This is a genomic window from Nocardia niwae NBRC 108934 = DSM 45340, from assembly GCF_001613465.1.
In the GTDB taxonomy this organism is placed as follows: domain Bacteria; phylum Actinomycetota; class Actinomycetes; order Mycobacteriales; family Mycobacteriaceae; genus Nocardia; species Nocardia niwae.
In genome coordinates, this window is the sequence record NZ_BDCK01000035.1 from 1 (window position 1) to 22,209 (window position 22,209).

Consider the following 22,209-nt stretch of genomic DNA (forward strand, 5'->3'; position numbering starts at 1 on the left):
TCGCGAACTCGACGACCACACAAACCCGAACCCAGCCGCGAACGGAACAAGCTCGGTCTCGCTTCGCTCGAAACCGGGAGTTGAGGTGCGCTGAGCGCGTTGTGTTCCGAGGTCGGGGCAGGCGTGCGGGTCGACCCGGTTGTTGCGCGGCCGCCGGGCGGCGAGTTCGGGTCAGCGCTGCCGGTTCGCGTCGGGCGCCTGGGGGCCGGGCTGTTGCGGCCACTGGGTGTTGGGCGCGCCGAGGGCGGGCTGCTGGAAGTTGGGAGCGGGCTGTTGCGGCCACTGCGCATGGGGGCCGGACTGCTGATAAGGGGCAGCGCCCATGGACTCGGCGTTGGCGCGGGCGAGGAGGTCGGAGAGTTGCTGCGCGGCGATCGGTGACGCCGCGCCGCACCAAGTGCATTCCAGATGGTGCTTGGTGCTGAGCGGGAACAGCGGGATGAAGAAGAGGGTGAATTTGGTGACGAGCTTGCGCAGCGCGTGTGCGGCGGGATTGCCGCAGCGGCCGCAGAGCAAGGTGATCATGGCGAGCGTGTGGAGACGCCTCTGCCAGCCCCAGATCAGCATGTGAAACCCCCGGCGATAGAGAACTTGATGTCGGTCACAGTAGTAGATCGAGCCGACGACAGCTTCAGTTAACGAGTGGCTATCTATTCGAATGGCCCCAGGCCGAGCCTCACCGGGCCAGGAAGTGCCAGCCGAGCCAGGCCCACACGAGCACGGCGAGGATTCTCGTCGTCCGGGTGCCGGTCAGGTAGGTGATCGTCTCCCCCAAGGGAGCGACCGAATCGCGGCGCAGCCGCGTCAGCACCACCGCGACGAGCGCGGCCGCCAGGATCAGGGCGAACCCGAGCAGGACGACGGCCCGATCGCTCATCTCGACACCAGCCACCACCCGGCGGCCAGCCACACCAGCCATCCGGCGAACCGCAGCGGCCACTGTTCCAGCGCCGGATCCAGCAGCGTGGACAAGGTGGGGTGCTCGTGGCTCGGCCGATTCAGGGCGGGCTGGCGCAGGAGGGCGTAGACCTCCCATGCGGACGCCGCGACCAGCAACGCCGACCACATCGCCAGGCCGCGTCCGAGCCGGGCGGTACGCGGAAACCGCACGATTCGCCCGCGCAACGTCAGCACCATCGCGCCCAGCGCCGCCACCGCCACCAGCGCGGTCGCCGGCCAGCTGAACGGCCGGGTCGCGGCACCGGCCGCCGCGAGCACCAGCCCCACGGTCAGCGGTATCACGCGCGACCGGAGTCGACGCGCCGATTGCTCTGTCACATGCGCAGGATAAGACCAGAGGACGTCGTATCGATGCAGGCAGCGACCAGCTACGGATTCGTCGAGCGAGGCCGAGGCTCCGATCGCCGCGGAGCGGCCCGGCGCGTCTCAGCCGTCGGCGCGCAGGAGCCCGGAGATGAGCAGCAGGACCGATTGCTGGGTCTGCGCGCGGGCGAGGTCGGTGTCCTCTGCGTGCGCGACGATCAGGGCGGCCTCGCTGATCACGCTGACGACGAGCTGGGCCAGTACGGGAACGGGGGCGTCCGCGATCAATCCGGCGTCGCGGGCGCGCTCGAGTTGGGTGGTGATCAAGCCGAGCCCGTGCGCGGATTCGAATTCGCGCCAAGCCTGCCAGCCGAGCACGGCGGGGGCGTCGGTGAGGGCGATCCGCAGCATCGCGGGGCGCTGGCAGATCTCCAGGAACAGCCCGAGCCCCGCCGCCATTCCCGCCATCACGTCCGCGGAATCGACCGCGGCTATGGCGTTTTCGATCTCCCCGGTGATCTCGACCTCGATCTGCTCCAGCACCGCGAGGAACAGCCCGCGTTTGTCGCCGTAATGGTGGTGCAGCGCGCCCCGGGTGACGCCCGCCTCGGTGACCAGTTCCTCGGCGGAGGTTCCCGCGAAGCCGCGCTCGGTGAACAGGCGGCGTCCCGCCTGTTCGAGCGCGGCCCTGGTTGCGCGAGAGCGGTCTTCCTGGCTACGGCGTGGCATGCAGCCGAGTGAACTCCAGAATCGATTGGGCGAGCAACTCGGGCTGGTCCTCCGGCACGAACGTGTAGGAGTCGTCGATGAGCTTCAACTGCGCGTTCTGCAGGTCGTGGGCCAGGCGTTCGGCGAACGACAGCGGGAACAGCCGGTCCTCCCGCGCCCAGGCCAGCAGTACCGGGATGTCGACGTCGGCGAAGTGGCAGGCGGCTTCCAAGGTGTAGCGGCGATGCGCCGACTTCAGGAACCGCCGCAGGTCTTTGCGGATAGCGGCGGAGTTGCGGCTCGGCAGCAGGTAGGAGTCGACGATCTCGGGCGGGACAGGCCGTTTGGTGACCCAGCCGAACGCCAGCGGAAGGCGGTGCAGCGCCCGGATACGCAGCGCCTCGGTGAGGGGGCGCAGCGACCCCGGGATCTTCGCCAGCAAGGGCAACGCGGTGAACGGCTGCGGCAGGAAGCTTTCGTAGCTGTCCACCGAGACGAGGACGACGCGACCGACGCGGGACCGGTCCCGGGTCAGCAACACCTGGGTGATCGCTCCGCCGGTGTCGTTCGCCACCAGGGTGACGTCGGTGAGGTCGAGGTGTTCGAGGAACGCGGCGATGAGATCGGCGACCCCGGCCGGGGTCAGCTCCGCGTCGGGGACCGGGATCTCGTGCGAGCCGAGCGGCCAGTCCGGCGCCAGGCAGCGGTATCCGGCTGCGGCGATCGTGGGCACCACTTTGCGCCAGATGTCCGCGTTGACGAGCAGACCGTGGACGAAAACGACCGGAGCGCCCTCTCCCGTCTCGTGATAGCGAATGCGGCCGCCGGGCAGGTCCACTTCGTGGGTGCGGCCGAGTGCAGTGCTGGTTGCCATGGGTCCTCCCGGAGTTAGCAGTTCCAACCCACTGTTACATACATACGGTATGTATGTCTAGTGCGCGCGGCACGCAACCGGCCGACGCGGATCAGCTGAAGACCGCTCTGACCGCGTCTTTCGACGCCATCACCGCCGTCGCGAGAGAAGCGACGCCCGCCACCGACTCACCCACCGTGTGCAGACCGCCGGTGAGAACGATCCGGTTCGGCCGCTCTTTCGCCGCCTCGGCCGCCGCCCGCCGCGTCGTCTCCTCGACCAGTTGCCGGTCCGCGAGTTCGATGTCGCACCGACTGATCCGGTCGAGTAGGTCGCTGAGCGAGGAACGCAGGTTCTCCACCGCTTTCGCAGTGGTCACCGTCTCGTTTCCGAGCCGCCGCCGGCGGGCGCGCACCCCACAGCGCCCACAGAACGCGGAGCCGTTGCGATTGGATTGCTGACAGTCGGCGCATCGCACCTCGCCAGCCAAGCATCCGACTCGGATCGAGCCGACCGGAATCCGGATGCCGTGCCAGGTCTGACCGCCCGCCACCGCACCGAGGTCCTTTTCGGCCCGATCCGAATCGTTGTCGGCAAGATCTTGCCGATCCGTGAGTACTCGAGAAAGCCCAGCATCGCGCGGAACTCCGCCGCACCCGATTCGTTCCACCGCCCGTGCGTACCCGCCCGCGTGCCAGGCAACAGGGTGTCGAGATCCACTCGGTACCGGCCCGACGACAATCCGCTGCCGCGGGCGATCATGCGTACGGCCAGGCCCCAGCTGGATCCGGCGGGAGGGATCGCGCAACTCGGCCGCCGTCAGGCGGGTCAGATCGCCGGCCCGGCCGCGCAGGAGCGGATAGTCCGGTTCCAGGTCGTAGCGCTCCACGTCCACGAAGGAGTTGTCGCCGTGGTCGGTCGCCATGACCACGGGAACGCGAAGCGCGCGAGCCCGTCTCCGGATGTCCACTTTCAGCGGCAGCGAGCCGATCACCGCCACGAATGGCAGCGATATCTGCCCACGATTTCCCGGCACGGCTTGTGCCCGCGGCAGCGCCCTGCCGAGCAAGATCTTGCAGTCGCGCGTCCCACCGCGGCAAGCATCGGTGAAAATGCCTCGGCGCCCGGCTATTACGGGCCCGCAATGCCGTCCGGAATGCCAGATCCGACGTCGATGATCGCCTTGTGGGTCCAGCGCGGTGAAAGCGATTCTTCCGGAGAGATCACGCCCGCCGTCGTCTACCGCTGGCGCGGATTACACGCGCGCTATCTGGTGAGCTGGTGCCGCCGGAACGGGCATGCGGAAGTATTGACGCGCGGGGCCGGGCGCTGATGCCGAATCACGAACGCCAGGGCCGGATCGCGCCGTCAGGTGAAGCGCGGACCGAGGACATCGGCATGCCCGTTCCGGCGGCACCAGCTGATCAGGTAATGCGCGTGCTCACCGCACCAGCGGAAGACCGCGCCCTGGGTCAACGGCGTACCCTCCGGCAGTTCCTTGCGCGCCAGGATGATCGGCCCGATATAGGTATTGGTCGCCTTGTTCGCGGTGTTCAGACCGACCCGGGCGACTTGCGCGAGGGAGTTGTAGTCCCATGCCGATTTGGCCGCGATCGCACCGGCCAGCCGGCCCGCGGTCTCGCCACGCTGCTCGGTGAACAGCGCGCACAGGGCGGGCGGCCCCTGCTGCGGCGGCGCGATCTGCGCACTTCGGCCGGTCGCGGCGCGCTGGATGGCCTCGAGCAACGCGGGCACGCCGGATGACTTGTCGTAGAACTCGGCGATCTCGGCCGCGCGCAGCCGGGCCTCGTCGAGGTGATCGCTTTCCATGCTGTGGCCCTGAGCGGCGAGCAGAACCTCGCTCTGCCGTTTGGTGTCCCGGAGCAAGTCGAGGACGTCCAAACCGTCGAAACGGTATTCCATTTCGGGCTTGTTCCAGATCAGATCCGAGATGACCACATCGAACCGAAAACGTCCCACGATTTGACTGCGCACCTCGTCGACATCGGAGGCGACCGCGACCGTCGATGCCGGAAAATATTGCGACAGTGTGGGCGCGATGATTTTGCCCAGTGGCGAGGCGACGAGTACTCGTAAGCTCGGTTCCATAGCGCGATCTTCATCGCTGCCGATCCGCGTCGGCAAGACGTCGAACGTCTTTCGAACCAGTAGGTTTCGTAGCCACTCCATCGAGGCGAGAACTTGCCTGTCCACCCGGATGCGCGCATTCCGGCACCGATCCGGCACCGAGCGCTGCCGCCAGCGACTGTACCGATCGTCCACCATACGAACGCAACCACGAGAGTTCGTCAAACGGCAGATGGGCAACCCGGAATGGCGATTCGTCACTTCCGACGACCTCAAACGGTTGAAGGAAGACGCCGAACTCGTCCTCGGGCAGGGGCAGGTCACCGACGCGGTGATCACGGTCCCGGCGTTCTTCGACGACGCCCGCCGCCGGGCGACGCGGGATGCGGGCACGATCGGCGGACTCAAGGTGCTGCGCGTGGTGAACGAGCCGACCGCGGCCGGGCTGGCCTCGTCGCGGCTCGCTCGGCCCGATCGGAGTCGGCCCAAACCGCCACCTCTATCGAAAGGTTCGAATGATGCGCAAGTCTCTCCGGACGGCCGTACTGGTCTCCGCCTCAGCGGCGTTCCTCGCCCTGGGTCCGCCGAGCGCCTCCGCCGGGCCGACCACCGTGAGCGGCACGATCGGCTGCATCAACAGCGCCGCTCCGGTAGGGGTGTGGGTTCAGGCCAAGTCGTCGAAATCGGGATGGGCGCAGACCAAGATTCCGGTCCGGCTCGGCGGTCACTCCAAGGTCGACTACTCCTTCGAGCTGGACCAGGGTGGGGACTACCAGGTGCACGTCGGGTGCGGCGGAACTCCCCAGAAGTGGGCGAAATCGCTGAAGTCCGAGAATGTCTCGGGCACCAAGAACGACTTCCTCTGCAACGACGCGGACCGGCTGTCGGTGACGGCGTTCAACGCGCTGGTCGGCCGGATGTTCGGTCGTCCCGATCTCACCCAGGGGGTGCCCTATGGCGAGTGCAAGCACATTCGCTGACCCGAGCTCCGGCGTTCGGCCGACCGACGGGCCCTGCCGCCGATTCCCGATCAGCGATATGGACGTTTGACCAAGTTAGCGCTACCGTCTGGTACACCACGACGAGACGGAGCTCACATGACGGTGTCCGATCCTGCCCACGTTTCCGGGACGCAGGAGCTGGGGCTGGCCGAATCGGCGGCCGCGATCGCGAGCGGCACGATTACCTCGACCGCGGCGGTCGGTGGCGCGCTGGACCGGATCGACGCGGCACAGAGCACACTCAACGCTTTCCGTATCGTGCGCCGCGAGCGGGCGCTGGCCGAGGCCGCCGAGGCCGACCGGCGGCTGGCCGCGGGCGAACGGTTGCCGCTGCTCGGCGTGCCCGTCGCGGTGAAGGACGACACGGATGTCGCCGGAGAGCCGACCGCGTTCGGCTGCGGCGGCGACTTCGCACCCAAGACCGAGGACGCGGAATCCGTGCGGCGCCTGCGTGCCGCGGGCGCGGTGATCGTCGGCAAGACCAACACGTGCGAACTCGGGCAGTGGCCGTTCACCAGCGCCGCGTGGTTCGGCCACACCCGCAACCCCTGGGACCGTGCCCGCACGCCGGGCGGATCCTCCGGCGGAGCGTCGGCGGCCGTCGCGGCCGGACTGGTTCCGGCCGCTCTCGGTTCCGACGGCGCGGGCTCGATCCGCATTCCCGCCGCGTGGACGAACCTGGTCGGCATCAAGCCGCAGCGGGGACGAATCTCCACCTGGCCGGAGGCCGAAGCGTTCTACGGACTCACCGTCAACGGGCCGCTGGCGCGCACCGTCGCGGACGCGGCGCTGCTGCTGGACGCGGCGGCCGGCCCGCACCGAGGAGACCTGCACACTCCGGAACCGATCACCGCGTCGGACGCTGTCGGCCGGGACCCGGGGAGACTGCGGATCGCCCTCTCACTGCGCATCCCCTTCACCGCGACCAGAACGGCGCTGGACCCCGAGGTCGAGCAAGCGGTACGCCGCACCGCCGATACGCTGCGCGCGCTCGGGCACACCGTGACCGTGGCCGACCTGCATTACGGCATCCTGATCGGCGCCTCGTTCCTGCCGCGTTCGCTCGCGGGCATCCGGCGGGTCCACCACCGGATGCCCGGACTGAAGGTCGATCCACGCACCACCGCCAACGCCCGGATCGGACGCGTGCTCGACGGGCCCGCCCTCTACGGGGCACGCCATCTGGAACCACTGCTGCACAACCGGATCGGCCGCTTCTTCCACGATTACGACGTCGTCCTCGCCCCCACCACCGCCACTCCGCCGCCGCGCGCCGAGGAGATCGACGGCATCGGCGTCAACGCCACCAACAACCTCATCACCGCCGCGTGCCCTTACACCTGGCCCTGGAACGTCCTCGGCTGGCCGAGCATCAACGTCCCCGCCGGTTTCACCGACGCCGGCCTCCCGGTCGGCGCCCAGTTGATGGGCACCGCCGACTCGGAACCCCTGCTGATCTCGCTGGCCGCCCAACTCGAATCCGAACTGAACTGGCAGCGCCACCGGCCGACGCCGTGGTGGTAACCACTCAGACCTGAGCCGCCGACCGCTTCGGCAGCAGGAAGACGACGACGCCCGCGATCACAGCGACGCCCAGCGCTCCGCCACACTGCTGGGCCGTGGACAAGGCCCCGGACGCGACACCGACCGACTCCGGTTCGACGTAGCTCAGCACCGTGTTGAGCGCCGGCGTGCTGACCAGTCCGCCACCGACGCTCTGCAGAACGAGGGAGGGAATCACCAGCAGCGGAGTGATCCGCGGGCCGGACACCAGCAAGAGGCCGGTCGCCAGGTACCCGCTCGCCATGATGATCGCCCCCACCTCGAGGACACGTCGCCCGTACTTCGGGATTGTCCGGCAGCCGAGCCGCTCTGCGGCAGGTGCCACCTGTCCGCCGATGGTGGCCAGACCCATGACGATTCCGATCACGCCGTAGACGCTGTGTCGCTTCACCGCAGGCACCAGCACCGCGACGTACGCGAACACCTGGGGAACCATGAAGGCGGCTCCCAGGCCCTGGACGACGCGCGCGGCGATGAGGCTGCCCGCGTTCGGTGCCAGAACCCACTGGACATCGCCTGCGGACGCGTGCAGGTCCGCCACGATCGAGGGGTCGGCGACCACGACGATGAACGAGTCGAGGACCGCCATGAACAGTGCGGCCAAGACGACCGATATCGCCGTCCACGGAATCGCGCCGGCTTCCACTGCCATTACCGGTCGGTCGGCTGATTGCTGACTACTTGCCACGATGAAAGACCTCATTCGTCGGGGTCCGCCCGAGGGCCCCAGCGAGCGTCTTGACCATTTCGGCCGCCATCACGGCCTGACCCGAGGTCGAGAAGTGGATGCGATCCGCACTGACCAGGTTGTCGCGGTCGTTGACCGGGTGGTCCCACATGTCCACCACTAGGGCGCCGTATTCGGCGGCCAGCCCGCGCACGATCTCGTTGATCGCGGTGATCCGCTCCGGCCAGTCGGGGAAGGCCGGGACGACATACGCCCTGCCCAGCGTGAAAGTGGTCAGCAAGGCGCCGGTCCCCTTCGCCAGGTCGTACATCCGCCGAAGCGTTCGCTCGATCTCACCGAAATCCGGTTTGCGGCGCGCGATGTCATTCGCCCCGCACGGCACGTGGAGGAGGTCCGGGCCGAATTCGACCAGACGATCGGCCTGATTCTCGAGCGTCTGCGCGGTAGTCGCCCCGACCTGGGAGACATTGAGGTACTCCAGATCCGGCCGGACCGCCAGCAAGATCGCCGCAAGCCGGTCCGACCAGCCCTGATCTCGATAACCCGGAGTCGGATCGCCGACCCCCGCCGAAAGGCTGTCGCCGACAACGGCATACCTACCCCACGGCGCCCCAGCCAGCAATGCCACGGCATCCGCCCGATTCAGACAGAACGGGTCGGTCGCCTCCGTGAAGATGTGTTCCATGCACGAGAATATACGGTCGACCGTATTCTTTCTCAACCGGTGCGCGGGCTGCCGCACCGTTATGTGACCGTCTGCTGCCACGGTGCGGACGGGGAGATCCGGCTGCCCCAACTCGGAGGTCCGGTCTCCGACGTCCGCCGACCGGATGGGCCCCGAGCGCATCCGCGGATACCCGGCAGCGTCGTGATCTGCACGGGCTGCGAGACCGGGAAACGTCCTCGGCCGACGCGTTGCCGGACATCGGCGCGACGAACTACTTCGCTCCCGGCGACGCACCGGACAGCCACGCCGCATTCTTCGCGGTTGTGCTCTTGTTCTATGAACCGACCGCGGGCGAGACCTCCGGAGCGAGCGCTGAAACCGCTCAGAAGCCCAATTTGCCCAGCTGTTTCGGGTCCCGCTGCCAATCCTTGGCGACCTTCACGTGCAAATTCAGGTAGATCCGGGTGCCGAGGATGTGTTCGATCTGTTTGCGGGCGTTGGTGCCGACCTCTTTCAGCCGGGAGCCGCCCTTGCCGATGACGATGGCCTTCTGGCTGGGGCGCTCGACATAAAGCAGCGCGTGGACATCGAGCATGTCCTCGCGCTCCTCGTAGGGCAGGACCTCCTCGATGACGACGGCCAGCGAGTGCGGCAGTTCGTCGCGGACACCCTCGAGCGCGGCCTCGCGAATCAGCTCGGCCATCAGCGTTTCCTCGGGCTCGTCGGTGAGCTCGCCGTCGGGGTAGAACGCCGGGCCCTCCGGCATCTTCGAGGCGATGACGTCGACGAGCACCTCGACCTGCTCACCCTTGACCGCCGACACCGGCACCACATCGGCCTCGGGGCCCAGGAGCTGGGAGGCAGCGAGCAACTGCTCGGCGACCTGGTCGCGGCTCACCTTGTCGATCTTGGTGACCACCCCGAGCAGCGTCGTCTTCGGCGCCATCTGCTTGACCTGCTGCACGATCCAGCGGTCGCCCGGCCCGATCTTCTCGTCGGCGGGGATGCACAGCGCGATCACGTCGACTTCCGAATACGTATCGCGCACAAGATCGTTGAGCCGCTGGCCGAGCAAGGTGCGCGGGCGGTGCAAGCCCGGGGTGTCGACCAGGATCAACTGCGCGTGCTCGCGGTGCACGATGCCGCGAATCGTATGCCTGGTCGTCTGCGGACGCGAAGAGGTGATCGCGATCTTCGCGCCGACCAGCGCGTTGGTGAGCGTCGACTTGCCGGTATTCGGACGACCGACGAAACACACGAATCCCGAACGGAATTCGCCCTTCTCCTGCGCGTCAGCCACCGCGGACCTCGCCGGAATCGGCGCTCACCGCGTCGGCCGCGTCGGCGGAGTCGTCGACGACCTCGAACACCGCGCCATCGCGATCGGTGAAGATGATCCGCGCCTCCGCCGACACCTCCCGCACCGCGGTCACACCGAAGTCGGACAACCGCCCGCCGACCACGACGGCCGCCTCGAAACCTTCGGCGCCGCTGGACAACGCCGCGGCCACGGCCGCCTGCAACGCCGTCAGCCGCAGCGCGGTCAGCGTGACCTCACCCGCGGCGTAGGTGCGTCCGTCGGTGTCCCGGATCGCCGCCCCGCTCGCCCCGCCGGTGCGGCCGAGCGCGCCACGGGCCAGCACCACCAGCTTGTTGTCCTCGGCGTCCAGTTCGGTCATTCGCTGTCTCCGTCCTCGTCGCGATCGGCGGGGATCTCCCGCTCCGATCCGTTGGCCTTGCGCTTGCCATTGGGATTGTCCCCGTTGGCCTTCCCGGTGGGGACCTTCTCGCGCGCTTTGCGCACCACCACGGTGTTCACCCGCATCCGCCCGCGCGCGTCCGGTCCGCCCTCGCCGCGCAGCACCAGCCCGTGCGCCTCGATCTTCGATCCCGGCAGCGGCACCCGGCCCAGCTCGTGTGCGAGGAGTCCGCCGACGGTATCGACGTCCTCCTCGTCGATCTCCAGCCCGTACAGCTCCCCGAGATGCTCCACCGGCAGCCGAGCCGACACGCGGTAGCGGCCGTCGCCGAGATCCTCGATGGGCGGGGTCTCGTCGGTGTCGTACTCGTCGGCGATCTCACCGACGATTTCCTCGAGCACATCCTCGATGGTCACCAGTCCCGCGATGCCGCCGTACTCGTCCACCAGCAACGCCATATGGTTGCGCCTGCGCTGCATCTCGTCCAGCAAGCTGTCCAGCGGCTTGGAATCGGGCATGAACACCGCGGGCCGCATCACCTCCCGCACCCGCACCTTGCGGCTGCGCTCGGCGAACGGCACCAGGTCCTTCAGATAGACCACGCCGAGGATGTCGTCGACGTTCTCGCCGATCACCGGAATCCGCGAATGCCCGGAACGCACCGCCAGCGACATCGCCTGTGCCGCCGTCTTGTCCGCTTCGATCCAGACCATCTCCGTGCGCGGCACCATCACCGCGCGCGCCGGTGTGTCGCCGAGCTCGAAGACCGACTGGATCATGCGCCGCTCGTCGTCGGCGACCACCCCGCGCTCGCTGGCCATCTCGACCACCTCGCGCAACTCGATCTCGGAAGCGAAGGGGCCGTTGCGGAAACCCTTACCCGGGGTGATCGCGTTACCGATGAGAATCAGCAGTCTGCTCAGCGGCCCGAGCAGCGCGCCGATGAACTGCAACGGCAAGGCTGCGGCCAGCGAGATGGAGTACGCGTGCTGCCTGCCCAGTGTGCGCGGGCCGACGCCGATCACCACGTAGGAGACCAGCACCATCACCAGCGCGGTGATCAGCAGCGCCCAGTTCCTCCCCCAGACCGTCATCAGCCCGGCCGCCAGCAACACCGTGGCGCCGATCTCGCACAGGATGCGCAGCAGCACCATGAGATTCACGTAGCGCGCCCGGTCGTCGACGACCCGGCTCAGCCGCACGGCGCCGGGCCGGTCGGCGCGCACCATGTCGTCCACGCGGGCGGGCGAGATCGTGTTCAGGGCGGAATCCACCCCGGCGAACACCCCACCCACGAAGATGAGCAGGACCGCGAGCAGGACGAGGGTCAGGGAATTCACGCGGAACCCGAGGACTCACCCGGTGTGGTGAAGCCCGCCTTACCCAGCAACCGCGCGTCGCGCTCGGCCAGTTCGGCGCGCCGCCGAGCCTCCCGCAGGCTCTCGTACCACTCCTCAAGCAGCCGGGCCTGCAGCGCGAACATCTCCTTCTCCTCCTCCGGCTCGGCATGGTCGTAGCCGAGCAGGTGCAGAACCCCGTGCACGGTGAGCAGGGCGAGTTCGTGATCGAGGGAGTGCCCCGCCTTGCGCGCCTGTCCGGCGGCGAACTCCGGGCACAGCACGATATCGCCGAGCATGGACGGGCCGGGTTCCGGGCTGTCGGGCCGGCCACCCGGCTCGAGCTCGTCCATCGGGAAGGACATGACGTCGGTCGGGCCGGGTAGGTCCATCCAGCGCATGTGCAGGTCGGCCATGGTGTCGAGATCGACGAGCACCATCGACAGCTCCGCGGCCGGGTGGACGTCCATCCGGGCGATCACGAATCGTGCGACGCTGACCAGCTCTTCTTCGGGTACGTCGATACCCGACTCGTTGGCGATCTCGATGCTCACCCGAACAGCCTACGATCCCGGCGATCGCGGCGGCGGAGCGGAGCCCCGCCCGGCGAGACGAGTTATCGCCGGTCCGACCGGCTCGCCGCGCGGCGCTGCGCGCGGTTACCGCCGTAATGCGGGGCGACCTGCGGGCGCGACTGCGCTTCGAAGCGGTCGTAGGCGTCGACGATGTCCGACACCAGCCGGTGGCGAACCACGTCGCTGCTGGTGAGTTCCGCGAAGTGGATGTCTTCGATCTCGGTGAGGATCTCGCTGGCGGCACGCAGGCCGGAGCGCGCGCCGGTGGGCAGATCGACCTGGGTCACGTCACCGGTGACCACTATCTTCGAGCCGAAACCGAGGCGGGTGAGGAACATCTTCATCTGCTCGGCGGTGGTGTTCTGCGCCTCGTCGAGGATGATGAACGAGTCGTTCAGCGTGCGCCCGCGCATGTAGGCCAGCGGCGCGACCTCGATGACACCGGCCGCCATCAACTTGGGAATGGCCTCCGGATCCATCATGTCGTGCAGCGCGTCGTACAGCGGCCGCAGGTACGGATCGATCTTCTCGTTCAGCGTGCCGGGCAGGAAGCCGAGCCGCTCCCCCGCCTCGACCGCCGGACGGGTGAGGATGATCCGGTTGACCTGCTTGGTCTGCAGCGCCTGGACCGCCTTCGCCATCGCCAGATAGGTCTTGCCGGTACCGGCGGGGCCGATGCCGAACACGATGGTGTTGGCGTCGATCGCGTCGACGTAGCGCTTCTGGTTCAGCGTCTTGGGCCGGATGGTCTTGCCGCGCCGGGACAGGATGTCCAGGCTGAGCACCTCCGCGGGCGACTCGCTGGAGCCCTCGGTGAGCATCGAGACGGTGTGCCGCACCGCTTCCGGAGTCACCACGCGGTTGCGACCGGTGAGCGCGACCAGCTGCTCGATCACCCGCTCGGCGAGCGCGACGTCGGCCGCCTTGCCGGTGAGCGTCACGGAGTTGCCGCGGACGTGAATGTCCGCGTCGAGCAGCGTTTCCAGTTCACGAAGGTTCTGGTCGGCCGAACCGAGGAAGGGGAACACGGATTCTGGAGCGAGTTCGATGCTCGAGCGCACGGTGCGCGCTGCGGGACCCGAACCGTTGTCGCCGGCGCCGATGCCTGCCGCTGGGGTGGACGGGTCGCCGATCTCGCCTTGTGTTCTCAAAAGTGGCTATAGCCTGCTTTCCGGTCTCGACTGCTGTATTGAGAAAAGTTTAACGCGCCCCACCGACACCGCCCAGTGAATAAGCCGCGGGCAGAACCGGCCCTCACGGAATTCCCCCACGCCGCCGCGCCCAATCCTCGGCGAAGTCACGGAAGCGCCGGACCGCGTCCGGCGGCGTCGTCGCGGCAGGCCAGACCAGCCCGACCGCGCGAGCGGCGCCCGCGTCCGCCAGCGGCACCTTCACCGGGCCGGACAGCGGCCCCGCCGACAGCGGGTCTTCCTGCGGCAGGATCGCCACGCCCAGACCGGCCGACACCAGCCCGGCGACGGTGACCAGATCACTCGATTCGAACGCGATGCGCGGCCGGATGTCCGCGGCGGCGCACAGTTCGTCGAAGATGCGCCGCATCCCGAACCCGTGGTGCATGGTGACGAACTCCGCGTCGGCCACCTCCGCGAGCCGGACCTGCCGCCGCCCGGCCAATCGGTGTTCCGGCGGCACCGCAAGAACCAGCGGCTGGCGCAGCACGGCGCGCCAGCCGACACCCGCGACGGCGGGACGGGGCGAGACGATGCCCAGATCGGCTTCGCCGGCGAGCACCCGCTCGGTCACCGCCGCGGCCGCCCCCTGCCACAGGTTGACGGTGATCCGTCCCGAGACGCGCCGGAAACCACTGATCAGTTGCGGTACCAGCGAGCCGCCGAACGAGTGCTGGAACGACAGCCGCACGACGCCCCCGGCCGGGTTGGCCCGATCGGCGAGCGCCTGCTTCGCGGCGTCCAGCTCCGATTGCGCGCGGCGGGCGTGCTCGTAGTAGATCCGGCCGTACTCGTTGAGGGTGATCCGCTTGCCGTGCCGGTCGAACAGTTCGACACCCACCCTGCGCTCCAATCGGGCCAGCATGCGCGACAGGGTCGGCTGCGCGAGGTGCAACCGATCCGCCGCCGCCCCGACCCGCTCCAGTTCGGCGAGTGTCGTGAACCACTCCAGATCCTCCCCCAGCACCATCAGACCTCCCTTTATGCGCTCAGAGAATCAACTTCCTATCCATTATTCATTTCCTTGTGGAAGCGCGGCTGGCGATGCTGGACGAAAGGAGGAGCCATGACCACGACCCGGATCAGAAGAACGACAAGGGACGTCGGCCACGAACGCAGGATCACCCTCGCGCTGTTCGCGGCCGGTCTCACGACCTTCGCCTCCATGTACAGCGCGCAAGCTCTGCTGCCGAGCCTCTCGGCCGCGTTCGGTGCGACGCCCGCGCGGGCCGCGCTGGCGGTATCGCTCACCACCGGCTTCCTCGCGGTGGCGATCATCCCGGTGAGCGCGCTCTCGTCGCGGATCGGCCGGACCAGGGTGATGATCGGTTCCGCCGTCGCGGCCGCGGTGATCGGACTGCTACTGCCGTTGAGCCCCTCCCTGGATCTGCTGCTCGCCGGACGCGCGCTGCAGGGCATCGCGCTGGCCGGCGTACCAGCGGTGGCGATGGCCTACCTGGCGGAGGAGATCGGCGGAGACGGACTGGGCGCCGCGATGGGCATCTACGTGGCGGGCACCACGATAGGCGGGCTGGCCGGGCGGTTGATTCCGGCGTTCACCCTGGAACTGGCGTCCTGGCGGTGGGCGCAGGCCATGGTTTCCCTCGCCGCCGTGGCCTGCACCGTGTGGTTCGTCCGCCGGCTCCCGCCCTCGCGCGGCTTCGTCGCGCGCCCCGCCGGATTCCGGACCGTGCTCGGCGACCTCACCGGCCAGCTGCGCCATCGCGGACTGCTCGCCCTGTTCGGGCTGGCGTTCGTCCTGATGGGCGGGTTCGTCTCGATGTACAACTATCTCGGCTACCGGCTGAGCAGCGCGCCGTTCGGATTGCCGGAAGCGCTGGCCGGGCTGGTGTTCGTGCTGTACCTGGCCGGAACGGCGGCTTCGGCGGCCGCCGGCCGGTTGACCGATCGAATCGGCAGGCCGTCGGTGCTGGCGATATCGCTGGTCGTGATGACGATCGGGCTGGTCACGACGATTCCCGACCACATCGGCACCGTGCTCCTCGGCGTATTGCTCTTCACGGCGGGATTCTTCGGGGCGCACACCGCGGCGAGCGCGTGGGTGGGAGCGATGGCCGAAGGCAATCGCGGTGCGGCCTCGTCGCTGTACCTGTTCGCCTATTACCTCGGCAGCGCACTCGTCGGCGGAACGGCGGGGATCGCCTACGCCCGCGCGGGATGGCTCGGTCTGGTCTGCGGTATCGGATCGCTGATGGTCATCGCGGCGCTACTGCTGTGGGTGTCGCATCGAGCACACCACGGTGCGGCGACGGCGGGTACCGGAAGCGTGCTGGAAACGGCACCCACTCAGGTGTGATCCGGTCGAAGCCCCTGCCGATGACGGCGACGCCACTCCGGTGTCCCGGCGCGGCGCCGGCCCCGATCGGGGGAGTGGGAGTCGCCGTGCGGCTACGGCATGCGCGATGCGCTCGCCCGAATGCCGGGCCTCACGCAGGACGGATTCGACACCTCTGCTCTCACCAGCGCGGGGTCAGAGCGCCGAGAGCGCCGAGAGCGACCGCCGCCGCGGTGGAAGTGCGCAGCACCGTCGGCCCGAGCAAAGTCACGTCCGCTCCCGCCTCGGCCAAGGCGGTGAGCTCCGCGTCGTCCAGCCCGCCTTCCGGGCCCACCACGAGCACGATCCGGGTCGCGTCGGCGAAGGGCAGCGCGGTGAAGCGGGCGGCACCGGATTCGTGCAGCGCCGCGACGATCGCCCCACCGGCCTTCGCCTCGCGGATCAACTCCAGCACATCCTTGGTGCGGTGCAGGTCCGGCACGTCCGGGATGTAGGCCCGGCGGGACTGGCGGGCGGCCGAACGGGCAGCGGCCCGCCACTTGTCAACGCCTTTCGCGGCCTTGCCCTCCCAGTTCGCGACGCAACGCGCCGCCTGCCAGGGCACGACGACGTCCGCGCCCGCCTCGGTCATCAGCTCGACCGCCAACTCCGAGCGATCGGATTTCGGCAGCGCCTGCACGACGGTGACCGGTGGCGCGGGCGGGGCCGCCAGTGTCCGGTTGCGCACCGCCAGATCGAGCCGGTCGCGGTGCGCGGCGACGACTTCGGATTCGGCGAGCACCCCGCGTCCATCGGAGAGGGTGATCGGCTCGCCGACCCGAATGCGGCGCACCGTGGCGGCGTGCCTGCCCTCCGGGCCGTCGAGCACCGCGACCGCGCCCGGTTCGGGCACCTCGTCGAGGTAGAAAACCGTCGCGGCCACCTAGCGCCCGCTGAACGAGGCGCGCAACCGCGCGAACAGACCGCTGTTGTGCTCGGACTGCGTCGACATCACCTCGGCGCGCTCCCGCTCGCGCAATCCCTTGTACTTGCGCAGCAGTTCGGTCTGCTTGCCGTCCAGTTTGGCCGGGATCACGATGTCCAGGTGCGCGAGCAGGTCGCCGCGCGCGCTGGAGCGCAGCCGCGGCATGCCGTGGCCGCGCAACACCGAGATCTCGCCGGGCTGGGTGCCGGCCGGGATGGTCAGCTCGGTCGGGCCGTCCAGGATGGTGTCGATCACGACGGTGGTGCCCAGCGCCGCGTCGACCATCGGCACCCGGATGGTGCAGTGCAGATCGTCGCCGTCCCGGACGAAGACGTCGTGCGGCTGCTCCACGATTTCGACATACAGGTCGCCCGCGTGGCCGCCGCCAGGGCCGACCTCACCCTGCGCGGCCAGCCGCACCCGCATGCCGTTCGCGACGCCGGCGGGAATCGGGGCGGCGATCTCGCGGCGCGCCCGCACCCGGCCGTCGCCGCCACACTTGTGGCAGGGGTCCGGGATGGTCTCGCCCGCGCCACGGCAGGTGGGGCACGGACGGGAGGTCAGCACCTGGCCGAGGAAGGACCGCTGCACCGACTGGACTTCGCCTGCGCCGCCGCAGGTTTCGCAGCGCACCGGCTTGGAGTTGCCGTTGGTGCCGGAACCCTGGCAGATGTCGCACAGGATCGCGGTGTCCACGGTCAGGTGCTTGGTGACGCCGACCGCGCACTCGGCCAGGCTCAGCCGGGTGCGGATCAGCGAATCGGCGCCCGGCTGGACGCGGCCGCGCGGCTTGCGCGCCCCGGCCGATCCGCTCATGCCGCCGAAGAACGCCTCGAACACGTCGCCGAGCCCGCCGAAGCCCGCGCCGTTGAACCCGGCTCCGCCGCCGCCGGATTCCAGCGGGTCGCCGCCCATGTCGACGATGCGCCGCTTCTCCGGATCCGACAGCACCTCGTAGGCGGCCGACACTTCCTTGAACTTGGCCTGCGCCGCCTCGTCGGGGTTGACGTCGGGGTGGAGCTCACGCGCCAGCTTGCGGTATGCCCGCTTGATCTCCTGGTCGGTCGCGTTCTTCGCGACGCCGAGCAGTCCGTAATAGTCCCGTGCCACTTGAGTTCTCTAGTCCTTGGTCGTTCTCGACAGTGCCGCCGGTGCCCGCGACGCGCGCAGGCAACAGCATTAGTCTTGTGCACTCAACTTTATCCGGCCGAAGGGTCGAGCGTAGCAGTGGCGTCGCCGGGCGACGTCAGGTCAGCGCTCGGCGAGGACCTCGCCGATATATCGGGCGACCGCCGCGACCGACGCGATGGTGCCCGGATAGTCCATCCGGGTCGGGCCGAGCACCCCCATACCGCCGAGCACCGCGCCCGCCGCGCCGTAACCGGTGGACACCACCGACGTGCCGCGCATCTGCTCGACCTGCGTCTCCTCGCCGATCCGGACAGTAACCGTCCCCGGCTGCTGGGCCGCGGCGAGCAGCTTGAGCACGATCACCTGCTCCTCCAGCGCTTCCAGGACCGCGCGCAGCGACCCGGGGAAACCGAAGTCGGCGGCGTTGCGAGTGAGGTTGGCGGTGCCGCCGAGCACCAATCGCTCCTCGGGATGCTCCACCAGGGTCTCCACCAGCACCGTGGACACCCGCACCAGCACATCGCGCAGCCGCAGCGGCGCGTGCTCGGGTAGCTCGGCGACCGCCGCCGAGGCCGAGGCGAGACGTTTGCCGTCCATCGCACCGCCCAGCATGCCGCGCAGCGCGGCCAGATCCTCGTCGTCGATCACCGCGCCGAGCTCCACCAGGCGCTGGTCGACCCGGCCGGTGTCGGTGATCACCACCAGCAGCAGGCGCGCGGGATTGAGCGCGACCACCTCGATGTGCCGCACCGTGGACGCCGACACGGTCGGGTACTGCACCACGGCGACCTGTCTGGTCAGCTGGGCCAGCAGGCGCACGCCCCGGCGCAAGACGTCGTCGAGATCGACGCCGGACTCCAGGAATTCCATGATCGCCCTGCGCTCCGCCGGCGACAGCGGTTTCACCTCGGAGATCCGGTCCACGAACTGCCGGTAGCCCTTGTCCGTGGGGATGCGGCCGGAACTCGTGTGCGGCTGGGTGATGTAGCCCTCGGCTTCGAGCACTGCCATGTCGTTGCGCACCGTCGCGCTGGAAACTCCCAGGTTGTGCCGCTCGACGAGCGTCTTCGACCCGATCGGCTCCTTGGTCGCGACATAGTCCGCGACGATCGCGCGCAGGACCTCGAAGCGCCGATCCTCGGTGCTCGACATCGGCCGCACCTCCTCGCTTTCCGTCTTCCGTCGCGCCGTATCCGGCGCCGACGATCCGCGGCCGACACACAACGCAGGCGAATCACGGTTCGTCTGTCGACCACAGTCTAATTGTCGGTACCCGCAACCCCCGTCCGCTACGCCTCTCGTCGACGGAGCGGCGACGCCGCGCTCAGCGGGGGACGGCGGCGTCGATCACGGCGGCCACGGCGTCGGGCCGGGAGACCAGTGACGCGTGCGAGGCGTCGATCTCACTGGTGCGAGCTCCCATGCGCTGGGCCATGAAGCGCTGAGAGGACGGGGGTATGACCCGGTCGGCCGCCGAGACGAGGTACCAGCTCGGGGTGCCGGACCAGGAAGGCGGCCCGGAGGGTTCGAGGTTGGCCTTCACGGCGATGGAGTGCTGGTGGGCGATCATGTCGGCCGCGGTCGCCGGGCCGACGTCCTGGGCGAAGACGGCGTTGAAGCTGTCGGGCGCGACATAGCCGTCCAGGTTCTTCCCCGCGACGCCCGTGGCGTCGTCGACGATCTTCACCTGCAGGGCGGGGGGCAGCAGCCGACTGCCCGGGAAGCGGATCGGGTCGAGGGCCGCCTGGGCCACCTCGCCTTGCACCGGCGCGAAGGCCGCGATGTAGACGAGGGATTCCACCTTCGGGTCGCGCACGTTGCTGATCACGAAGCCGCCGTAGGAGTGCCCCGCCAGCACGACCGGCCCGCTGAGCGCATCCAGGGTGCGCTGCACGGCGGCCGCGTCGTAGGCGGGCCCGCGCAGCGGATTCTCCGGGGTCACCACGCGATAGCCGCGCTCACGCAGCGCGGCGGCGACGCCGTCCCAGCTGGTGGTGTCGGCGAAGGCGCCGTGCACGAGCACGATGGTGGGCAGCGGCTGCGCCTGCGCGGGCCCGGCCGAGACCGTGGCGGCGAGGGCGAAGGCGAGCGCGGCCACGGCGCGGCGCAGGCAGCGTTGGTTCGTCATAGGGTCTCGCTCCTCAGTTCTTCGAGAAGTCCAGTAGGTCGGCGTTGAACGCCTTCTCGTAATCACCGCACAGGCCGTGCGGGGCGCCGGGATACACCTTCAACTGCGCTCGCGGTAGCAGCTGCGCCGTCTTGGCGCCCGCGGCGGCGAACGGCACGATCTGGTCGTCGTCGCCGTGCGCGACCAGCACCGGGATGTCGATGCTCGGCAGCTCGGCGGTGAAATCGGTCTCCGAGAACGCCTCGACGCAGTCGAACGCTGCTTTGAGCCCCACCTGCATGCCCATCAGCCAGAAGTGGTCGCGCAGCCCCTGCGAGACCTCGGAGCCCGCGCGGTTGGCGCCGTAGAACGGGACCGAAAGGTCCTTCCAGAACTGCGATCGGTCGGCTGCCACGCCGGCGCGGATGTCGTCGAACGCCTGGATCGGCGTTCCCTCGGGATTGGCATCGGTCTGCAGCATCAACGGCGGGACCGCGCCGAGCAGCACCGCCTTGGCTACCCGCGACGTGCCGTGCCGGGACAGGTACCTGGTCACCTCACCGCCGCCGGTGGAGTGCCCGACCAGAACCGCGTCCTTGACGTCCAGCTCGTTCAGCAGCGCGGCGAGGTCGTCGGCGTAGTGGTCCATGTCGTGCCCCTCCCACACGTCACCGGACCGGCCGTGCGCGCGCCGGTCGTGCGCGATGGCGCGACAGCCGTTGCTCGCCACCAGGTTCATCTGGTTTTCCCAGGCGTCGCCGTTCAGCGGCCAGCCGTGGCTGAACACCACGGGACGTCCCGACCCCCAGTCCTTGTAGTAGATCTCGACGCCATCGGTGGTGGTGATCGTTGGCATGACAGTTCCCTTCGATCCGGATGGATGGTCGGACTGCGTGTCGCCGGGCACCGCCGGAGGGTTCTCGCCGAGGCCGTGCAGGAACGCCACCGGACCCGGAGCCGATCTCGGTCGATCGCCGTTCGACAGCGTATGACGGGCGGCTGCCGGAAAAAGGACTGTGCGTGCACGATCTTCGGCTCAGAATGCACGACCCGCTGCGCCGCGCCCGTGCGAGGATTGCCGAATCTGTCTCATTTGCGACGGAGGCTGTGATGACGGTCGTGTTCAATTCGGACACCATCGCGCCCCATGAGCGGGCGGGCGCGGTGGCCGCGGCGGTACAGGAGGCATCGGTCCCGTCCCATGTCGTGCTGGACGGGCCGGACGAGCGTGTCCACGCCACGTTCGACATGTGGCAGTTCGGCGCGGCGAGCGTCTTCCGCGCGCGCACTTCGGGCATCCAGGTGATCCGGACGCCGAAGCAGGTACGGGCCTCCCCCGCGCCGGTGCTGGCGATCGCGGTGCAGCAGACGGGGGACGGACGCTACGAGCAAGGCGGCGTCCTGCGCGTCGTGCGGCCGGGGGAGCTGCACGTCATGGACCTGAACGCACCCTACGACTTCGGCTGGCGCGGCGACGGCGCGTCGACCTGGCTGCGCGTGCCGCTCGATCAACTCGGCCTGCCCGCCGAGTTGATCAGCCAGGCCGCCGCCAGGGCGCCGGACAGCCCACACTACCGGCTGGTCGCCAACCATATCGTCCAGTTGACCGCCGACGCCGACGCGCTCAGCGCCGATCCCGCGGCCGCCCTGTCGGGCTGCGCCAGCATCGAGTTGATCCGGGGACTGCTGTTGTCGGCGAGCAGCGACGACGGCAACGGCTCGGTCGTGCCGTCCGACATCCTGCTGTCCCGGATCCGCGCCTACGTCCGGCGCAACCTGGCCGATCCCGATCTGGGATCGGAACAGATCGCCAAGGCGCACAACATGTCGGTCCGGCAGCTCTACAAGATCTGCGCGAACGCGGAGTTCCGCCTCGAGCAGTGGATCATCGGTCAGCGGCTGGAGCGGGTGCGCGGCGATCTGGCCCGGCCGGACCACGAGCACCGGACGATCGCGATGATCGCGCGCCGCTGGGGTTTCCGCGACCCGTCGCATTTCGCCCGGCGCTTTCGCGCCGCCTACGGGGTTTCGCCGCGGGAATGGCGCAGGACCGCCCAGTTCACGGACGAGTCGTAGCG

General features: G+C 69.0%; 25 protein-coding genes and 1 pseudogene. 6 read left to right on the forward strand and 20 right to left on the reverse strand.

Annotation, left to right across the window (positions count from 1 at the left end):
* Nucleotides 1–171: 171 nt before the first annotated feature.
* The 6 genes from NNI01S_RS24670 to NNI01S_RS34730 all read right to left on the reverse strand — a co-directional run bounded on the left by NNI01S_RS24670 (nt 172) and on the right by NNI01S_RS34730 (nt 3,203).
* Nucleotides 172–525 carry a zinc ribbon domain-containing protein gene (locus NNI01S_RS24670; protein ID WP_218019256.1) on the reverse strand — a complete coding sequence of 118 codons (354 nt, stop codon included), beginning with the start codon at nt 523–525 and terminating at the stop codon, nt 172–174.
* 151 nt (nt 526–676) lie between these two features.
* On the reverse strand, nt 677–877 hold the full coding sequence (locus NNI01S_RS24675; protein ID WP_063022529.1) for a DUF6186 family protein: 201 nt from the start codon (nt 875–877) through the stop codon (nt 677–679).
* The gene (locus tag NNI01S_RS24680) at nt 874–1,278 is read right to left on the reverse strand and encodes a hypothetical protein (protein WP_157114953.1); all 405 of its coding nucleotides are present in this window, start codon (nt 1,276–1,278) and stop codon (nt 874–876) included. The genes NNI01S_RS24675 and NNI01S_RS24680 overlap by 4 nt, the downstream gene beginning before the upstream one ends.
* A gap of 108 nt (nt 1,279–1,386) precedes the next feature.
* Nucleotides 1,387–1,992, reverse strand: a complete 606-nt coding sequence (locus tag NNI01S_RS24685; protein WP_063022531.1) for a TetR/AcrR family transcriptional regulator — start codon at nt 1,990–1,992, stop codon at nt 1,387–1,389.
* Nucleotides 1,979–2,845, reverse strand: a complete 867-nt coding sequence (locus tag NNI01S_RS24690) for an alpha/beta fold hydrolase (protein ID WP_063022532.1) — start codon at nt 2,843–2,845, stop codon at nt 1,979–1,981. The genes NNI01S_RS24685 and NNI01S_RS24690 overlap by 14 nt, the downstream gene beginning before the upstream one ends.
* Before the next feature lie 91 nt (nt 2,846–2,936).
* Nucleotides 2,937–3,203: a hypothetical protein gene (locus tag NNI01S_RS34730; protein WP_157114954.1), complete on the reverse strand. Its 267-nt coding sequence runs from the start codon at nt 3,201–3,203 to the stop codon at nt 2,937–2,939.
* A 531-nt stretch (nt 3,204–3,734) separates the two neighbouring features.
* On the opposite strand from NNI01S_RS34730, the gene NNI01S_RS34735 reads away from it, so the two are divergent.
* A complete protein-coding gene (locus NNI01S_RS34735; protein WP_157114955.1) occupies nt 3,735–4,157 on the forward strand; it encodes a hypothetical protein in 423 nt (140 codons plus the stop codon).
* Between the two features lie 35 nt (nt 4,158–4,192).
* On the opposite strand, the gene NNI01S_RS24700 is transcribed toward NNI01S_RS34735, so the two are convergent.
* On the reverse strand, nt 4,193–4,933 hold the full coding sequence (locus NNI01S_RS24700) for an MSMEG_1198 family transcriptional regulator (RefSeq protein ID WP_063022580.1): 741 nt from the start codon (nt 4,931–4,933) through the stop codon (nt 4,193–4,195).
* 199 nt (nt 4,934–5,132) lie between these two features.
* Between NNI01S_RS24700 and NNI01S_RS36155 the strand changes: the two are divergent.
* The 3 genes and pseudogenes from NNI01S_RS36155 to NNI01S_RS24710 form a co-directional block, all read left to right on the forward strand.
* Nucleotides 5,133–5,363: pseudogene (locus NNI01S_RS36155) on the forward strand (Hsp70 family protein); the annotation flags it as partial.
* Between the two features lie 67 nt (nt 5,364–5,430).
* The gene (locus NNI01S_RS24705) at nt 5,431–5,892 is read left to right on the forward strand and encodes a hypothetical protein (RefSeq protein WP_157114956.1); all 462 of its coding nucleotides are present in this window, start codon (nt 5,431–5,433) and stop codon (nt 5,890–5,892) included.
* A gap of 117 nt (nt 5,893–6,009) precedes the next feature.
* Nucleotides 6,010–7,437: an amidase gene (locus tag NNI01S_RS24710; protein WP_063022535.1), complete on the forward strand. Its 1,428-nt coding sequence runs from the start codon at nt 6,010–6,012 to the stop codon at nt 7,435–7,437.
* Nucleotides 7,438–7,441: 4 nt separating this feature from the next.
* Here the strand turns inward: NNI01S_RS24710 and NNI01S_RS24715 are convergent, their stop codons facing one another.
* The 8 genes from NNI01S_RS24715 to NNI01S_RS24750 all read right to left on the reverse strand — a co-directional run bounded on the left by NNI01S_RS24715 (nt 7,442) and on the right by NNI01S_RS24750 (nt 14,603).
* Complete coding sequence (locus NNI01S_RS24715; protein WP_174554490.1) at nt 7,442–8,128, reverse strand: MFS transporter; 687 nt, start codon at nt 8,126–8,128, stop codon at nt 7,442–7,444.
* A gap of 25 nt (nt 8,129–8,153) precedes the next feature.
* On the reverse strand, nt 8,154–8,930 hold the full coding sequence (locus tag NNI01S_RS24720; RefSeq protein WP_245676357.1) for an SGNH/GDSL hydrolase family protein: 777 nt from the start codon (nt 8,928–8,930) through the stop codon (nt 8,154–8,156).
* Between the two features lie 283 nt (nt 8,931–9,213).
* Nucleotides 9,214–10,131, reverse strand: a complete 918-nt coding sequence (gene era / locus NNI01S_RS24725) for a GTPase Era (RefSeq protein ID WP_063022538.1) — start codon at nt 10,129–10,131, stop codon at nt 9,214–9,216.
* Entirely contained in the window at nt 10,124–10,510 is a 387-nt protein-coding gene (locus tag NNI01S_RS24730) for a cytidine deaminase-like protein (protein WP_063022539.1), read from the reverse strand. Before NNI01S_RS24730 ends, era begins: the two co-directional genes overlap by 8 nt.
* Nucleotides 10,507–11,871 (reverse strand): hemolysin family protein, encoded by a 1,365-nt coding sequence (locus NNI01S_RS24735; RefSeq protein WP_063022540.1) that lies wholly within the window; start codon nt 11,869–11,871, stop codon nt 10,507–10,509. The genes NNI01S_RS24730 and NNI01S_RS24735 overlap by 4 nt, the downstream gene beginning before the upstream one ends.
* Nucleotides 11,868–12,422, reverse strand: coding sequence for an rRNA maturation RNase YbeY (ybeY, locus tag NNI01S_RS24740; protein ID WP_063022541.1), 555 nt, complete (start codon nt 12,420–12,422; stop codon nt 11,868–11,870). Before ybeY ends, NNI01S_RS24735 begins: the two co-directional genes overlap by 4 nt.
* Nucleotides 12,423–12,484: 62 nt before the next feature.
* Complete coding sequence (locus NNI01S_RS24745; protein WP_039796813.1) at nt 12,485–13,546, reverse strand: PhoH family protein; 1,062 nt, start codon at nt 13,544–13,546, stop codon at nt 12,485–12,487.
* Nucleotides 13,547–13,697: 151 nt separating this feature from the next.
* The gene (locus NNI01S_RS24750) at nt 13,698–14,603 is read right to left on the reverse strand and encodes a LysR family transcriptional regulator (protein ID WP_063022542.1); all 906 of its coding nucleotides are present in this window, start codon (nt 14,601–14,603) and stop codon (nt 13,698–13,700) included.
* A 96-nt stretch (nt 14,604–14,699) separates the two neighbouring features.
* On the opposite strand from NNI01S_RS24750, the gene NNI01S_RS24755 reads away from it, so the two are divergent.
* Complete coding sequence (locus tag NNI01S_RS24755; RefSeq protein ID WP_063022543.1) at nt 14,700–15,950, forward strand: MFS transporter; 1,251 nt, start codon at nt 14,700–14,702, stop codon at nt 15,948–15,950.
* 160 nt (nt 15,951–16,110) lie between these two features.
* On the opposite strand, the gene NNI01S_RS24760 is transcribed toward NNI01S_RS24755, so the two are convergent.
* The 5 genes from NNI01S_RS24760 to NNI01S_RS24780 form a co-directional block, all read right to left on the reverse strand.
* Nucleotides 16,111–16,851 carry a 16S rRNA (uracil(1498)-N(3))-methyltransferase gene (locus NNI01S_RS24760; RefSeq protein ID WP_063022544.1) on the reverse strand — a complete coding sequence of 247 codons (741 nt, stop codon included), beginning with the start codon at nt 16,849–16,851 and terminating at the stop codon, nt 16,111–16,113.
* On the reverse strand, nt 16,852–18,003 hold the full coding sequence (dnaJ, locus tag NNI01S_RS24765) for a molecular chaperone DnaJ (RefSeq protein ID WP_063022545.1): 1,152 nt from the start codon (nt 18,001–18,003) through the stop codon (nt 16,852–16,854).
* A 141-nt stretch (nt 18,004–18,144) separates the two neighbouring features.
* On the reverse strand, nt 18,145–19,176 hold the full coding sequence (gene hrcA / locus NNI01S_RS24770) for a heat-inducible transcriptional repressor HrcA (RefSeq protein WP_063022581.1): 1,032 nt from the start codon (nt 19,174–19,176) through the stop codon (nt 18,145–18,147).
* Nucleotides 19,177–19,348: 172 nt separating this feature from the next.
* Nucleotides 19,349–20,152 (reverse strand): alpha/beta fold hydrolase, encoded by an 804-nt coding sequence (locus NNI01S_RS24775; RefSeq protein ID WP_063022546.1) that lies wholly within the window; start codon nt 20,150–20,152, stop codon nt 19,349–19,351.
* A 13-nt stretch (nt 20,153–20,165) separates the two neighbouring features.
* The gene (locus tag NNI01S_RS24780; protein WP_063022582.1) at nt 20,166–20,987 is read right to left on the reverse strand and encodes an alpha/beta fold hydrolase; all 822 of its coding nucleotides are present in this window, start codon (nt 20,985–20,987) and stop codon (nt 20,166–20,168) included.
* 254 nt (nt 20,988–21,241) lie between these two features.
* On the opposite strand from NNI01S_RS24780, the gene NNI01S_RS24785 reads away from it, so the two are divergent.
* On the forward strand, nt 21,242–22,207 hold the full coding sequence (locus NNI01S_RS24785) for an AraC-like ligand-binding domain-containing protein (RefSeq protein WP_063022547.1): 966 nt from the start codon (nt 21,242–21,244) through the stop codon (nt 22,205–22,207).
* Nucleotides 22,208–22,209: the final 2 nt, after the last annotated feature.